The 14641-nt window shown below is 71.7% G+C and carries 12 protein-coding genes; 9 read left to right on the top strand and 3 right to left on the bottom strand.

Features of this window, described 5'->3' with window-relative positions; genetic code table 11:
• Positions 1-9: 9 nt before the first annotated feature.
• The 3 genes from ACIP98_RS23785 to ACIP98_RS23775 form a co-directional block, all read right to left on the bottom strand.
• Entirely contained in the window at positions 10-1197 is a 1188-nt protein-coding gene (locus ACIP98_RS23785) for a glutathionylspermidine synthase family protein (protein WP_319663474.1), read from the bottom strand.
• Positions 1197-1490, bottom strand: coding sequence for a hypothetical protein (locus ACIP98_RS23780; RefSeq protein ID WP_319663473.1), 294 nt, complete (start codon positions 1488-1490; stop codon positions 1197-1199). Before ACIP98_RS23780 ends, ACIP98_RS23785 begins: the two co-directional genes overlap by 1 nt.
• 228 nt (positions 1491-1718) lie before the next feature.
• Positions 1719-3512, bottom strand: a complete 1794-nt coding sequence (locus ACIP98_RS23775; protein ID WP_401977834.1) for a bifunctional metallophosphatase/5'-nucleotidase — start codon at positions 3510-3512, stop codon at positions 1719-1721.
• A 191-nt stretch (positions 3513-3703) separates the two neighbouring features.
• Here ACIP98_RS23775 and ACIP98_RS23770 point away from each other — a divergent pair, with 191 nt between their 5' ends.
• The 9 genes from ACIP98_RS23770 (at position 3704) to pstB (ending at position 14591) form a co-directional block, all read left to right on the top strand.
• The gene (locus ACIP98_RS23770; RefSeq protein ID WP_319663470.1) at positions 3704-4936 is read left to right on the top strand and encodes an MFS transporter; all 1233 of its coding nucleotides are present in this window, start codon (positions 3704-3706) and stop codon (positions 4934-4936) included.
• On the top strand, positions 4933-5886 hold the full coding sequence (gene mshD / locus ACIP98_RS23765; RefSeq protein WP_401977832.1) for a mycothiol synthase: 954 nt from the start codon (positions 4933-4935) through the stop codon (positions 5884-5886). The genes ACIP98_RS23770 and mshD overlap by 4 nt, the downstream gene beginning before the upstream one ends.
• A 348-nt stretch (positions 5887-6234) precedes the next feature.
• Complete coding sequence (locus tag ACIP98_RS23760) at positions 6235-8535, top strand: RNA degradosome polyphosphate kinase (protein ID WP_401977830.1); 2301 nt, start codon at positions 6235-6237, stop codon at positions 8533-8535.
• Positions 8516-9784, top strand: a complete 1269-nt coding sequence (locus ACIP98_RS23755; RefSeq protein ID WP_401977829.1) for a CHAD domain-containing protein — start codon at positions 8516-8518, stop codon at positions 9782-9784. Before ACIP98_RS23760 ends, ACIP98_RS23755 begins: the two co-directional genes overlap by 20 nt.
• Before the next feature lie 46 nt (positions 9785-9830).
• Positions 9831-10250 carry an NUDIX hydrolase gene (locus ACIP98_RS23750; RefSeq protein WP_401977917.1) on the top strand — a complete coding sequence of 140 codons (420 nt, stop codon included), beginning with the start codon at positions 9831-9833 and terminating at the stop codon, positions 10248-10250.
• A 209-nt stretch (positions 10251-10459) separates the two neighbouring features.
• Positions 10460-11605: a phosphate ABC transporter substrate-binding protein PstS gene (pstS, locus tag ACIP98_RS23745; RefSeq protein ID WP_401977828.1), complete on the top strand. Its 1146-nt coding sequence runs from the start codon at positions 10460-10462 to the stop codon at positions 11603-11605.
• A gap of 106 nt (positions 11606-11711) precedes the next feature.
• Positions 11712-12701 (top strand): phosphate ABC transporter permease subunit PstC, encoded by a 990-nt coding sequence (pstC, locus tag ACIP98_RS23740; RefSeq protein ID WP_319663464.1) that lies wholly within the window; start codon positions 11712-11714, stop codon positions 12699-12701.
• Positions 12698-13771: a phosphate ABC transporter permease PstA gene (pstA, locus tag ACIP98_RS23735; protein ID WP_319663463.1), complete on the top strand. Its 1074-nt coding sequence runs from the start codon at positions 12698-12700 to the stop codon at positions 13769-13771. Before pstC ends, pstA begins: the two co-directional genes overlap by 4 nt.
• Before the next feature lie 43 nt (positions 13772-13814).
• Positions 13815-14591: a phosphate ABC transporter ATP-binding protein PstB gene (gene pstB / locus ACIP98_RS23730; protein ID WP_401977825.1), complete on the top strand. Its 777-nt coding sequence runs from the start codon at positions 13815-13817 to the stop codon at positions 14589-14591.
• Positions 14592-14641 lie beyond the last annotated feature (50 nt).

Raw genomic sequence — 14641 nt, 5'->3', positions numbered from 1 at the left:
TGGTGCGGGTCAGCGGATGACATGCGGCACGAAGCGGGCGTACTCGTCGGTGACCGGGCCCGCCGACTCGCGGATGCCGAGTCCGGCCGGCTCGCCGTCCACGACCCAGGCGCCCAGCACGACGTGGTTGCCGTCGAAGACGGGCAGCGGGGCCAGTTCCTGGTAGCAGCAGGCCTCGTCGTCCCGTACGGCCGCGGGCTCCCCGGCGCGGTGGACGGTGACGCCCGCGCCCTCGCGGCCCAGCAGCGGTTTGGCGACCCAGCCGGTCGTGGCGGCCAGCGCGCGCGGGCCGTCGAGGTGGGCGGCGAGCAGGTTGGGGTGGCCGGGGTAGAGCTCCCACAGCACCGCCAGGAGCGCCTTGTTGGACAGCAGCATCTTCCAGGCGGGCTCGATCCAGCAGGTGCTGCCGGTGCCGCCGCCGTTGTCGAGGGTGTCCAGGACGTGGCCGCCGAAGGGGTCGTCGGCCAGCCACTCCCAGGGGTAGAGCTTGAAGCAGCTGCGGATGAACCCCAGCCGGTCGTCGACGAAGCGCCGCGACAGCCCGTCCCAGCCGATCGACTCCACCGACAGGGCGCGGGTCTCGAGACCCGCCTGCTCGGCGGTCTCGCGCAGGTAGGCCACCGTCATCAGGTCCTCGCCGAGCTCGTCGCCCTCGGAGTGCGCGAAGTGCACGGGCCCGGGCGGCAGCAGGGGGGCCTGCCGCTTCCACGCGGCGACCAGGCGTTCGTGGAGCGAGTTCCACTGGTCGGCGCCGGGGAACCGGTCCTCCATCCAGAACCACTGGGCGCTGGCCGCCTCCACCAGGGAGGTGGGGGTGTCGGCGTTGTACTCCAGCAGCTTGGCCGGGCCCCCGGCGCCGTCGTGACGCAGGTCGAAGCGCCCGTAGAGGCTGGGCAGTTCGGTCCTGCGCCGCCAGGACTCGGCGATCCGGGCGGCGAGCCGGGGGTCGTGGATGCCGAGGTCGGCGAAGCGGTCCCGCTCGACGATGTGCGCGGCCGCGGCCAGGCACATCGCGTGCAGGTCGGCGACGGTCCGCTCCAGCTCCTCGACCTCGGGCAGCGAGAACTCGTAGTAGGCGCTCTCGTCCCAGTAGGGGCGCAGCGTCCCGTCCGGGTGGCGGGTCAGCGGGTAGACGACGCCCTGGTCCTCGACGATCCGCTGCCAGTCGGGGCGCGGTTCCGCGGTGCGGCGCCGCATCAGCCGCCGCCGGAGCGGTGACCCGAGCCGTGGCCGCCGAAGCCGCCGGTCTTCACGGACGACTCGTCGAAGCTGCCGCCCCGGGCCTTCCCGCCGCGGACGCTGCCGCCGTAGTAGTAGTGCCCGCTGCCGCCGCTCTCGCACCTCGACTCCGGCAGGGTCTTGTACGTGTCGGGGTCCACGCAGCGCTTGTCGGGCTCCGAGCCGCAGGCGGCCAGGGCCGCGGCGAGCACACCCATGCCCCCGAGGATCACCGTGCCCGACCTGAACCGCCGTCGCTCCGTCGTCGTCATGCGCACAGGGTATGGAGATGCGCCGTGCCCCCGCCGACCGGGGTCGGTGCCGCGGCACCGCGGCCGCCGGTGCGGGCGGGGTGCCGGCGAGGGCCTACCCGGTCCTCCGGCGTGATCCGGGGCCCCGCCCGCTGTCACCCGCACGGTCGAGGCGGCGGCGAGCCGAAGGGGCGGCCGTCCCGGTGGACGGCCGCCCCTTCATGGCAACCGGCTGTGCCGCGGTGCCGGTTACTGGACGACGGTGATCCGGTTCGCCGCCGGGGCCGCCAGCGGCGCGGAGGCCGAGGAGTTGGCGGTCAGGTAGGCGTTGAAGGCCGCCAGGTCGTCGCCGCCGACGACCTGGTTGGTGCCGTTGGCCAGCTCGCCGAAGCCGTCGCCGCCGCCCGCGAGGAAGTTGTTCATCGCGACGCGGTAGGTGGCCGCGGGGTCGACCGGGACGCCGCCGAGCTTCACCGAACCGGCCACGACGCGGTCGGCGCCGGTCTTGGTGAGGTCCAGCGTGTAGGTGAGGCCCGCGGAGATCTGCAGGATCTTCGGCGCCGCGGCGTTGGCGCCGCTCACCTGCTGCTGCAGCACGGTGATCAGCTGGGCGCCGGTCAGGTCCTTGAGGTTGACCGTGTTGCTGAACGGCTGCACGGCGAAGCCCTCGGCGTAGGTGACCACGCCGTCGCCCTCGGAGCCGGAGGCCTTGTGCACCAGGTCGGTGCGGATGCCGCCGGGGTTCATCAGGGCCAGGTCGGTGCCCGGGTCCAGGGTCCTGCCGTAGGCCAGCTGCGCGTCGGCGATGAGGTCGCCGAGCGGCGACTCGTTGCCGTTGCGGGTGATGTCCTGGGAGATCCAGCCGACGGTCCGGTTGGCGACCGGGGCGGCCAGCGTCTGCCAGTGGCCGACGAGCTGGGTCATGTCCGCGGCCTTGGTCTGCGTGCGGTCCACGACGTGGTTGGAGCCGACGACGGAGGCGCGGACGATGTCGTCCGTGCGCTTGTCGAACTTCATGTTCAGCTCGGTGTAGAGCCGGCCGAAGGAGGCGGCGCTGGTGACCAGGCGGTCGTTGCCCTTGGGGTCGGGGATGGTGCACACGTACGCGTTGTGGGTGTGCCCCGTGATCAGCGCGTCGACGTCGGGCGAGGTGTTCTTGGCGATGTCGACGATCGGGCCGGACAGGCCCTTGCCGTCACCGCCCGCGTCGCAGTCGTAGTTGTAGGAGCCGGAGGCCGGGAAGCCGCCCTCGTGGACCAGGGCGACGATCGCGTTGACACCCTTGGACTTGAGCTCCTTGGAGTACTTGTTGATCGTCTCGACCTCGTCGAGGAACTTCAGGCCCTTGACGCCCTCGGCCGTGACGATGTCCGGCGTGCTCTCCAGGGTGACGCCGATGAAGCCGACCTTGATGCCCTTGATGTGCTCGATGGTGTACGGCGCGAGCAGTGGCTTGCCGGTCTTCTCGTTGACGACATTCGCCGACAGGATCGGGTAGTCGGCGCCCTTGAACTTGCGGCCCTTCTCGTAGCAGCCGTCCGTCGGGTGGCAGCCGCCCTTCTGCAGGCGGAGCAGCTCGTCCTTGCCCTCGTCGAACTCGTGGTTGCCCACGCCCGTGACGTCCAGGCCCAGCTTGTTCATGGCCTCGACGGTCGGCTCGTCGTGGAACAGGCCCGACAGCAGCGGGCTGGCGCCGACGATGTCACCGGCCGCGACCGTCACGGTGCGCTTGTGGCCCTGCCGGGCGCTGCGCAGGCTGGAGGCCAGGTACTCCACACCGCCGGCGTCGACGGTCTTGGTGGTGCCGTCCGCCTGGAGTTCGGTGACACGGCCGGAGGAGCCGGCCGGGGGCTCCAGGTTGCCGTGGAAGTCGTTGATCGCGAGCATCTGGAGGTCCACGGTGCGGTCGCGCTCCGCACTGTGCCGGGATTCGTGCGCCTGGGCCGTCGGCATCGCGATGGCGAGCGCGCCGAGCGCCGCGAGGCCCGTGGCCGCCGCGGCGGCCTTGCGGGCGGCGTGACGCCGGGGATGGTTCGCAGACATGGGTGGATCCCCTTAGACGTGAGCGAAGGGTTAAGAGGAGAGGACCTGCCGCAGCCTAGGGTCAACGCGCGTAGTTGTCAGTGCCTTTGCGGTTACGGGGAGGTTGCCACTGTCCGGGACATGCCGGACGGCCCGCCCCGGTGTCTCGCATGCCGAAATCATCTGTCTCGCCATTCAGTCGAGGAGCATAGTTGCGCCCACCACCGACCGAGGAGGTGCACACCATGCGCCGCCGCTGGCTGATGCTGGCCCTGGGCACCGCGGCACAGACCGCCGCCTGCGCGTTCGTCTATGGAATCCCCTATCTGGCCGCCGAGTTGCGCGACTCCGGGCATCTGTCGCTGCCCCGGATCGGCCTGCTCATCGCCTGTCCCACGGTAGGCCTGGTCACCGCCCTCGTCGCCTGGGGAGCCCTCGCCGACCGCCACGGCGAGCGCGTCGTCATCGCCACCGGACTGGGCGGCGCCGGCGCGCTGTTGGCCGTCACCGCGGCCGTGACGGCCAACGGGGGCGGCACCGCGGCGCTCGGGGCGCTGCTCTTCCTCGCCGGAGCGGCGGCCGCCTCCGTGTACTCCGCGAGCGGGCGCCTGGTCATGGGCTGGTTCACCGCGCGGGAACGCGGACTGGCCATGGGCATCCGGCAGACCTCCACCCCGCTGGGCATGGGTGTGGCCGCGCTGACCATGCCGCCGCTGGCCACCGCGTACGGCATCGGGGGCGCCTTCGCCTTCCTGGCCGCGGTGTGCGCGCTCATCGCCGCGGCCGTCGCCGTACTGGCCGCCGACCCGGCACGCCCCGAATCGGCCGGAGCGGCGGCCGAACCGGCCGCCAACCCCTACCGCGGCTCGTCGGCGCTGTGGCGGATCCACGGCGCGGGCGCGCTGCTGGTCGTACCGCAGTTCACGGCGGGTGCCTTCGCCCTGGTGCTGCTCGTCGACACCCGCGGCTGGACCGCGGTGGACGCCGGCCGGCTGATCGCCGTCGCGCAGGTGCTGGGCGCCGCCGCCCGTATCGCCGCGGGCCGCTGGTCGGACCGGGCCGGCAGCCGGCTGCGCCCGATGCGGCAGCTGGCCGTGGCCACCGCCGCCGTGGTCGCCGTGACCGCGTTCACCGCGGCCTTCCCCTCCCCCGCCACCGCCGCCGCCCTGGTGCTGTCGGTCGGCATCACCGCCAGCACCAACGGCCTGTCCTTCACCGCCACCGCGGAGCGCGCCGGGCCCGCCTGGTCCGGCCGCGCCCTCGGCGTGCACAACACCGGCCAGAACCTCACCGCCGCCGTCGTCCCGCCGCTGAGCGCGGCCGCGATCTCCGCGACCGGCTACTGGCCCGCCCTGGCCGCCGCGGCGGCCGTGGCCTGCGGGGCCGCGATGGTGGTTCCGGTGGACTCCCCGCGGCGCCGAGCGGTCGTAAGCTCAGTTCCATGACCGACGCAGCAGCGCAGCAGACCGCGGTGGGCCCCCGCCGGATCGAGACGGTGAACGAGCTCACCCCGCAGACCGCCGACGCGGTACTGGCGCTGATCGAGGACGCGGCGACGGCCGACGGCCAGGCGGCGGTGTCCGAGCAGGGCCGCATCCACCTGCGCGGCGGCGCCCGCGAGGGCGTCCGCCACCTGCTGGTCGAGGCCGACGGCACCCTGGTCGGCTACGCCCAGCTGGAGGACACCGACCCCGTCGAGGCCCCGGCCGCCGAGATGGTCATCCACCCCGACCACCGCATCCAGGGCCACGGCCGCGCCCTCGGGCACGCGCTGCTCGCGGCCTCCGGCAAGCGGCTGCGGGTGTGGGCGCACGGCGGCCACCCGGCCGCGCGGCACCTGGCCGGGCTGCTCGGCCTCGCCCTCTTCCGCGAGCTGCGCCAGATGCGCCGCCCCCTGGACGGCGCGGTGGAGGGGGCGGGCGGCCCGCCGCTGGCCGAGCCGGTGCTCCCGGAGGGCGTCACCGTGCGCCCCTTCGTCCCCGGCCAGGACGACGCGGCGTGGCTCGCGGTGAACGCCGCCGCCTTCGCCCACCACCCCGAGCAGGGCAGCCTCACCCAGCGCGACCTCGACGACCGCATGGCCGAGCCCTGGTTCGACCCCGCCGGTTTCTTCCTGGCGTTCCGCGGCGACCGCCTCGCCGGCTTCCACTGGACCAAGGTCCACGCCCAGCAGGGCCTGGGCGAGGTCTACGTCCTCGGCATCCGTCCCGAGGAGCAGGGCGGCGGCCTCGGCCGCGCCCTCACCCTGATCGGCCTGCGCCACCTCGCGCGGGACCGCGCGCTGCCGACCGCGATGCTCTACGTGGACGCCGACAACGCCCCCGCGGTCGCCGTCTACGAACGCCTCGGTTTCACCACCCACGAGGTCGACCTGATGTACCGCACGGAGAGCTGAACGGCCGGACGGCACAGCGGGCGCGCCGGTGCCCCGGCGGCACGCCGCGCGGGACGTGACGGACGGGAACCGGACCCTCCGCGGGACCCGTGGGCGCCCCTCCGGGGCGATCACACGGTCACGGCCGGTACGCGCGGCGCTTCCCTGACCGCCACCTGACCGTTACCGGCGATTCAAAATCGCTTGCGAGCATCACTGAATGCAGCCGCCCGCCACCTCCTGCCCGACCCTCCCCGACCTGCCGGTATCCGCCGGGTCCGGGGACAATGGGGGCATGGCAGGCGGCCGGGTTCCGTGCGCCGCCGTCCACGTGAACGTCGTGCCGGATCCTGAGGAGGGCTCGCACCCATGGCCTCGATGAAACACCCCACCGACGCGGGGACCGACCGGTCGGATTCCGAGCGCGACACCCATGCGTCCTCCGAGTCCGAGGCCTCTCCCGGGTACGGCCGGCCGCACGTGGTGCCCCCGCTGCACCCCGAGATCACCCGCATGGACGCCCGGCAGCGGACGTCCGACGAGGACGGCACGGCCGTCGCGGTGGGGACCGTCCTGGAGAAGACCGTGCCGGAGGGCCTCGAGCTGCCCGCCGATCGCTTCCTGGACCGGGAGCAGAGCTGGCTGGCCTTCAACGAGCGGGTGCTGGAACTCGCCGAGGACCCGGCGACCCCGCTGCTGGAGCGCGCCAACTTCCTGGCGATCTTCGCGAGCAACCTGGACGAGTTCTTCATGGTCCGGGTCGCCGGACTGAAGCGCCGCATCACCACCGGCGTGGCCCAGCGCTCGGCCTCCGGGCTGTCCCCGAGCCGGGTGCTGGACAACATCCTCACCCGCTCCCGCGAGCTCATGGCCCGGCACGCCGCCTGCTTCCAGAACGAGGTGGCCCCGCAACTGGCCGCGGAGGACATCCACATCATCCGGTGGGGCGACCTCACCGAGCAGGAGCAGGCCCGGCTGTTCACGCTGTTCCGGAACAAGATCTTCCCGGTGCTGACCCCGCTGGCCGTCGACCCGGCGCACCCGTTCCCGTACATCTCCGGCCTGTCCCTGAACCTGGCCGTCACCGTGCGCAACCCGGTCTCCGGCCACGACCACTTCGCCCGTGTGAAGGTCCCGCCGATCCTGTCGCGCTTCCTGGAGGCCGGCCCGCAGCGCTTCGTCCCGCTCGAGGACGTCATCGCCGCGCACCTGGAGGAGCTCTTCCCGGGCATGGAGGTGCTCGACAGCCACATGTTCCGGGTGACCCGGAACGAGGACCTGGAGGTGGAGGAGGACGACACCGAGAACCTCCTCCAGGCCCTGGAGAAGGAACTGCTGCGCCGCCGCTTCGGCCCGCCGGTCCGGCTGGAGGTCGAGGAGTCGATCTCCGCCAAGGCGCTGGACACCCTGGTCCAGGAGCTGAACATCGCGGACGCGGAGGTCTACCCGCTGCCCGGCCCGCTCGACCTGACCGGGCTGTTCGCCGTCGCGGGCCAGGACCGGCCGGAGCTGAAGTACCCCAAGTTCGTCGGCGGCACCCACCCGGACCTCGCCGAAGTCGAGTCCGCGCACGCCACCGACGTCTTCGCGGCGCTGCGCGAGCGCGACGTGCTGCTGCACCACCCGTACAACTCCTTCTCCACCTCCGTGCAGCGCTTCCTGGAGCAGGCCGCCCAGGACCCCGACGTGCTGGCGATCAAGCAGACGCTGTACCGCACCTCCGGCGACTCGCCGATCGTGGACGCGCTGATCGACGCCGCCGAGGCCGGCAAGCAGGTGCTGGTGCTGGTCGAGATCAAGGCGCGCTTCGACGAGCAGGCCAACATCAAGTGGGCCCGCAAGCTGGAGGAGGCCGGCTGCCACGTGGTCTACGGCCTGGTCGGGCTGAAGACGCACTGCAAGCTGTCGCTGGTGGTCCGCCAGGAGGGCGAGAACCTGCGGCGCTACAGCCACGTCGGCACCGGCAACTACCACCCCAAGACGGCGCGGCTGTACGAGGACCTGGGGCTGCTCACCGCCGACCCGCAGGTCGGCGCCGATCTCTCCCACCTGTTCAACCGGCTGTCCGGCTACTCGCGCCGCGAGTCCTACAACCGGCTGCTGGTGGCTCCGCGCAGCCTGCGCCACGGGCTGATAGAGCGCATCCTCGGGGAGATCGCCAAGCACCGCGAGGGCCGCCCCGCCTACATCCGCATCAAGGTCAACTCGATGGTCGACGAGGCGATCATCGACGCTCTCTACCAGGCCTCCATGGCGGGCGTGCCCGTCGACATCTGGGTCCGCGGCATCTGCGCGCTGCGCCCCGGCGTCCCGGGCCTGTCGGAGAACATCCGCGTGCGCAGCGTGCTCGGCCGCTTCCTCGAGCACTCCCGGGTCTTCATCTTCGCCAACGGCGGCGACCCGCAAGTGTGGCTCGGCAGCGCCGACATGATGCACCGCAACCTCGACCGCCGGATCGAGGCGCTGGTACGGGTCTCCGACGCCGCCCACTGCGCCTCCCTGAACCGCCTGCTGGAGACCGGCACATCGGACGAGACCTCGTCCTGGTGGCTCGGCTCCGACGGGGACTGGACCCGGCACAGCACCGACGCCGAAGGGCGTCCGCTGCCCCATATCCAGGAGATGCTCATCGACGCGCGGAGGCGCCGGCGTGGCCCAGCGACACCCTGACACGGCGGCAGAGACGCCCGCCGGCCTCACCGCCGGCGGGCTTCCCGGCCGTGACGCCGGCACCGTGCTCGAACAGTACTTGCGCGACCAGGCCACCGGCTTCCTGCGTGCCCTGGCTCCCCGCGAGGGCGAGCCCGGCCGTCCGCAGGACGAGAGCGCCGAGGCGGGCCGCCTCATGCGCCGCTCGGCGCGCCGCATCGCCGGCGCCCTGCACACGTACGGGTCCCTGACCGACCCCGCCTGGGCGGAGCCCCTGCGGGCCGAACTCGGCTGGCTGTCCGGCACCCTGGGCCGCGAGCACCAGTACGCGGCGCGCCTGACCCGGCTGATCACCGCGCTGCAGCGACTCGCCTCCGCCGAGGAGGCCGCCGGTACGGCCGCGGCGTCGCAGGCCGACGACGAGCTGTGGCTCCCGGCGGCCGGCGGGGGCGACGTCCCCGCCGCGGACCGCCCGGAGGCGGCCGAGCCGTTGCGCGCCGACCGCAGGAACGGCGCCGGCACCGCCGAGACCCTCCGCGAGGGCCCGGCGCGCACGGCCGAGGGCACCGAGGCCCTGGTCGGCGCGGCCCGGGCGGCCACCGGCCGGCGCACCCCCGCACCCTCCCCGGCCGCCGCCGAGCGCGGGACCGGCACGGGCCCCCTGGCCGTGGGCGCCGCCCGGGCCGGCGCCCTGCTGGAGCGCCAGCTCACCCTGGCCCGGACCCGCGCGCACTCCGCCGCCCTGCAGGCGGTGGGCTCCTCCCGCTTCCACGCCGTGGTCGACGCGGTGGCGCTGCTCGCCTCCGAGGTGCCGCTGACCCCCGCGGCGCACGAACCCGCCGAGGCCGTGCTGCCCCCGCTCGCCGAGAAGGCGCACGCCCGGCTGAACGAGGCCGCCGGGCATCTGGCCCTGGCCCGCGCCCGGCACCCGTACAACGCCGACGCGCTCTACGCCGCCCTGGCCACCGAACTGGTGGCCGAGCGCCAGGACGTGCCGTGGAACCGGGTCCGCGTCCTGCTGCGCCTGCGCCGCTACGCGCAGGAGGTCTTCCCGTACGACGAAGGCGACCCCACCGCCCGGCTCACCGCCGCGGCCCGGGTGCTGGAGCAGCACCGGGAGGCGGCGGAGGCGGCGGCGGCGGTCACGGCCGCGGCACGCACCCCGCGGATCGCCCCGGCCACGGCCTACGCGCTGGGCGTCCTCCACGCGGACCAGCGCCTGGAGGTGGAGGCCGCCCGCTACGCCTTCGCCCACCTGTGGGGCCGCTAGCGACGGCCCCCGCACCGCAGTCCCGCAGCACGAAGGGAGCGCCGCCATCCCCGCCACCGCCGACACCCCGATCCTGGCCGCGGGAGCGGTCCTGTGGCGCCGCTCCCCGATCGACGGCGGCCTGGAGATCGCACTGGTCCACCGTCCCAAGTACGACGACTGGTCACTGCCCAAGGGCAAGCTCAAGCGCGGTGAGACCGCGGTCGACGGCGCCCGCCGCGAGGTCAGGGAGGAGACGGGCCTCGACTGCGTGCTCGGCGTGCCGCTGCCGTCGTCGATGTACGTGGTCGCGGGGCGCCCCAAAGTCGTCCGCTACTGGGCGGCGAAGGCCGCCCTGGGGGCGTTCGTCCCGAATCGCGAGGTGGACCGCATGGTCTGGCTGCCGCCGGTCGCGGCACGCCATCGCCTCACCCACGAGCGTGACCGACCCGTGGTCGATGCCTTTCTGCGGACCCCTGCCGAGTGACAATGGCCCGGCTTGGACGTGTCCCCGGTCACAGGGGCACACCGCACTGATATGCGAGGTTCACCTTGCGTTCACGCAGCCCCTTCGGCCGTGTCATCTCATCTGCCTAATTTCGGCCGTACCGGTGAGCGAACGCCGCCGGGTGGATGCAGAAATCCATACCTCTGCTTCGCCGTCCACCGGCGGGCTTCAGGAAGGAATCACCGAAGGTGAAGCTTCAGCGTAAGAGCGGGCTCCGCGCCCTGGCCGTCGGCGCGGTCGCGGTTTCGGGCGCCCTCGTCCTCACTGCTTGCGGCTCGGACAACAACAACGAGGCCGGCGGCGACAGCACCGCGTCGCCGGCGGCCTCGTCCTCCAGCAGCATCAAGTGCGCTGACAAGGGCGGCCAGCTCCTCGCTTCCGGCTCCTCGGCGCAGCAGAACGCCATGGACGCCTGGGTCAAGAACTACATGCAGGCCTGCAACGGCGCGCAGGTCAACTACAAGGCGTCCTCCTCCGGTGAGGGCATCATCGACTTCAACAACGGCACGGACAGCTTCGCGGGCTCCGACTCGCCGCTGAAGCCGGAAGAGATCGACGCGTCGAAGAAGGTCTGCAAGACCGGCACCGGCATCAGCATCCCGATGGTCGGCGGCCCCATCGCCATCGGTTACAACGTGTCCGGCGTGGACAACCTGGTCCTGGACGCCCCGACCCTGGCGAAGATCTTCGACTCGAAGATCACCAACTGGGACGACGCGGCCATCAAGAAGCTGAACCCGGACGCCAAGCTTCCCAGCACCAAGATCCAGACGTTCCACCGTCAGGACGAGTCCGGCACCACGGACAACCTCACCAAGTACTTCAACGGTGCCGCCAAGGACGCGTGGCCGTACGAGCACGCCAAGGCGTGGGCGGGCAAGGGTGGCCAGTCGGCCGCCAAGTCCTCGGGTGTCGCCGCCCAGGTCAAGCAGGTCAACGGCTCGATCGGTTACTTCGAGCTCTCCTACGCGACCGCCAACGACATCAAGACGGTCAAGATCGACACCGGCGCCTCCGCCCCCGTCGAGGCCACCGCGGCCAACGCCTCCGCCGGCATCGCCGAGGCGAAGGTCGTCGGCACCGGTGCCGACCTGTCCCTGGACATGGGCAACGCGTACGTCACCAAGGCCGACAACGCCTACCCGATCGTCCTGGTGACCTACGAGATCGCCTGCGACAAGGGCAACAAGGCCGAGACCCTGCCGCTGGTGAAGTCCTTCCTGGGCTACACCGCCAGCGAGGAGGGCCAGGCCATCCTGTCGGACGCCGGCTACGCGCCGCTGCCCGCCGAGATCGCCACCAAGGTGCGCGCCACCGTGGCCGCCCTCGCCTGATCCCCGCGCGGACTGGCCCCGTGACCGCGGTCGCGGGGCCCGTCCGCACTTCCGGTGCACCGCCGCCGGGGGAGCCATCCCCCACCCAGACCGGAGAAAACAACCGATGGCCATAACCGCACAGACCCCTACCCCGCCACCGGCAGCCAAGAAGGCCGGGGGCACTGTCACGCGCCTGGGTGACAAGATCTTCTCAGGCCTCTCCCGTGGTTCCGGCATCCTGCTGCTGGTGATCATGGCAGCGATCGCGATCTTCCTGACGATCCGCGCGATCAACGCGATCTCCAAGGACCACGGCAACTTCCTGACCACCTTCGAGTGGAACGCCAGCGCGACCCCGCCGGTCTTCGGCATCGCGGTCCTGGCCTACGGCACGATCGTCAGCTCGATCATCGCGATGATCATCGCGGTCCCGGTCGCGGTCGGCATCGCGCTGTTCATCTCGCACTACGCGCCGCGCCGCCTCGCCTCGCCGCTCTCGTACATCATCGACCTGCTCGCCGCCGTGCCCAGCATCATCTACGGCCTGTGGGGCGCCCTGTTCCTGGTGCCGCACCTGACCGGGCTGAACATGTGGCTGGACGACTACCTGGGCTGGACGGTGATCTTCGAGAAGGAGGACCCGCAGGGCGCGGCCCGCTCGATCTTCACCGTCGGCATCCTGCTGGCGATCATGATCCTCCCGATCATCACCAACGTCAGCCGCGAGGTCTTCCGCCAGGTCCCGCGGATGCACGAGGAGGCCGCCCTGGCCCTCGGCGCGACGCGCTGGGAGACCATCCGGATGTCGGTGCTGCCCTTCGCCCGCTCCGGCATCATCAGCGCCTCGATGCTCGGCCTCGGCCGCGCGCTCGGTGAGACCATGGCCGTGGCCACCGTGCTGTCCGCCGCCCCGATCCTGTCGGTGCACATCCTCGACCCGGTCGGCGGCACGTTCTCGCAGAACATCGTCGCCAAGTTCGGTGAGGCCAACGAGTTCGGCCGCGACGCCCTGATCGCCTCCGGTCTCGTGCTCTTCCTCATCACCCTGCTGGTCAACGGCGCCGCCCGCGCGATCATCGCCCGGCGCAAGGAATACTCGGGGGCCAACGCATGAGCCACGCAATAACGGACAAGCGGCCGGCCTCCTCCGTGCCGCGCCGCCCCCTGGCCCAGCGTCGGCTGCCCCGTTGGGCCCCGGCGGGCATCGCCGTGGGCGCGCTGGTCCTCGGCGTCCTCATCGGTGTCCTCGGTGACCTGCACAGCAAGATCCAGTGGGGCCTGATCGCGGTCCTGCTGTTCATCCTGGGCACCTATGTGATCACCGCGCAGGTCGAGGGCCGCCGCCAGGCCAAGGACCGCGTAGCGACCAGCATGGTCTGGGCCTCGTTCGTCGTGGCCGCGCTGCCTCTGTACTCGCTGCTGGCCACCACGATCGGCAAGGGCGTCAAGGTCCTCGACGGCAACTTCCTGTCGCACTCGATGAACGGCGTCCTGACCATCGGCGCCGGCGGCGGCGTGTACCACGCCATCATCGGCACGCTGGAGCAGGTCGGCATCGCCACCGCGATCGCCGCCCCGATCGGCATGCTGACCGCGATCTACCTGGTGGAGTACGGCAAGGGCCGGCTGGCCACCGCCGTCACCTTCTTCGTCGACGTCATGACGGGCATCCCGTCGATCGTCGCCGGTCTGTTCATCCTCTCGACCTGGAACCTGCTGCTGGGCTTCGGCCCCTCGGGCTTCGCCGGCTCCATGGCGCTCGCCATCCTGATGATGCCGGTCGTCGTCCGGTCCACCGAGGAGATGCTCAAGCTCGTCCCGAACGAGCTCCGCGAGGCCTCCCTCGCCCTCGGTGTGCCGAAGTGGCGCACCATTGTGAAGGTGGTCGTCCCCACCGCGATCGGCGGCATCACGACGGGCGTCATGCTCGCCGTCGCCCGCATCGCCGGTGAGAGCGCCCCCATCGCGCTGTTGGTCTTCGGAAACAATCTGATCAACAACGACCCGTTCAACGGCCCGCAGGCCTCGCTCCCGTTCTACATCTTCCAGCAGTACCAGAACGGCAACGAGCCCAGCTACGACCGGGCGTGGGCCGCGGCACTCGTGCTGATCGCCTTCATCATGATCCTGAACATTGTGGCCCGCGGCATCGCCCGCTGGAAGGCCCCGAAGACCGGTCGCTGACGCGGCCAACATCAGCGACCCAAGGATTGCGAGCAACACCACCATGGCCAAGCGAATCGACGTCAGCGGCCTCTCCGCCTACTACGGCGCATTCAAGGCGATCGACGACATCTCGATGAACATCGAGCCGCGCACGGTGACGGCCTTCATCGGCCCCTCCGGCTGCGGCAAGTCCACCTTCCTGCGCACCCTGAACCGCATGCACGAGGTCACCCCCGGCGGCCGCGTCGAGGGCAAGGTGCTGCTGGACGACGAGAACCTCTACGGCGCGGGCGTGGACCCGGTCTCCGTGCGCCGCACGGTCGGCATGGTCTTCCAGCGCCCGAACCCCTTCCCGACGATGTCGGTCTACGACAACGTCGCGGCGGGCCTCAAGCTCAACGGCGTCAAGCGCAAGAGCGACCTCGACACCATCGTCGAGAAGTCGCTGCGCGGCGCCAACCTGTGGAACGAGGTCAAGGACCGCCTGAACAAGCCGGGTTCCGGCCTCTCCGGCGGTCAGCAGCAGCGTCTGTGCATCGCCCGCGCGATCGCGGTCGAGCCCGAGGTGCTGCTGATGGACGAGCCGTGCTCCGCGCTCGACCCGATCTCCACCCTCGCCATCGAGGACCTGATCGGTGAGCTCAAGGAGCGCTTCACCATCGTCATCGTCACCCACAACATGCAGCAGGCCGCGCGCGTCTCGGACCGCACCGCCTTCTTCAACCTGTCGGCGGTCGGCCAGCCCGGCAAGCTCATCGAGATCGACGACACCGAGCGCATCTTCTCCAACCCCTCCGTCCAGGCGACCGAGGACTACATCTCCGGCCGTTTCGGCTGAGCCGAAACCGCCGCCCCTGACCGTCCTGCGGTGCTGCATGGCGGTGCCAC

It is taken from the genome of Streptomyces sp. NPDC088354 (assembly GCF_044753585.1).
Lineage (GTDB): Bacteria > Actinomycetota > Actinomycetes > Streptomycetales > Streptomycetaceae > Actinacidiphila.
This window is presented reverse-complemented; position numbering and strand designations above follow the sequence as displayed.

What these genes read in the sequence shown, in the direction of transcription:
- ACIP98_RS23785 (WP_319663474.1), bottom strand. Translation starts at nt 1,197, where the DNA reads ATGCGGCGCCGCACCGCGGAACCGCGCCCCGACTGGCAGCGGATCGTC.
- ACIP98_RS23780 (WP_319663473.1), bottom strand. Translation starts at nt 1,490, where the DNA reads ATGACGACGACGGAGCGACGGCGGTTCAGGTCGGGCACGGTGATCCTC.
- ACIP98_RS23775 (WP_401977834.1), bottom strand. Translation starts at nt 3,512, where the DNA reads ATGTCTGCGAACCATCCCCGGCGTCACGCCGCCCGCAAGGCCGCCGCG.
- mshD (WP_401977832.1), top strand. Translation starts at nt 4,933, where the DNA reads ATGACCGACGCAGCAGCGCAGCAGACCGCGGTGGGCCCCCGCCGGATC.
- ACIP98_RS23760 (WP_401977830.1), top strand. Translation starts at nt 6,235, where the DNA reads ATGGCCTCGATGAAACACCCCACCGACGCGGGGACCGACCGGTCGGAT.
- pstC (WP_319663464.1), top strand. Translation starts at nt 11,712, where the DNA reads ATGGCCATAACCGCACAGACCCCTACCCCGCCACCGGCAGCCAAGAAG.
- pstA (WP_319663463.1), top strand. Translation starts at nt 12,698, where the DNA reads ATGAGCCACGCAATAACGGACAAGCGGCCGGCCTCCTCCGTGCCGCGC.
- pstB (WP_401977825.1), top strand. Translation starts at nt 13,815, where the DNA reads ATGGCCAAGCGAATCGACGTCAGCGGCCTCTCCGCCTACTACGGCGCA.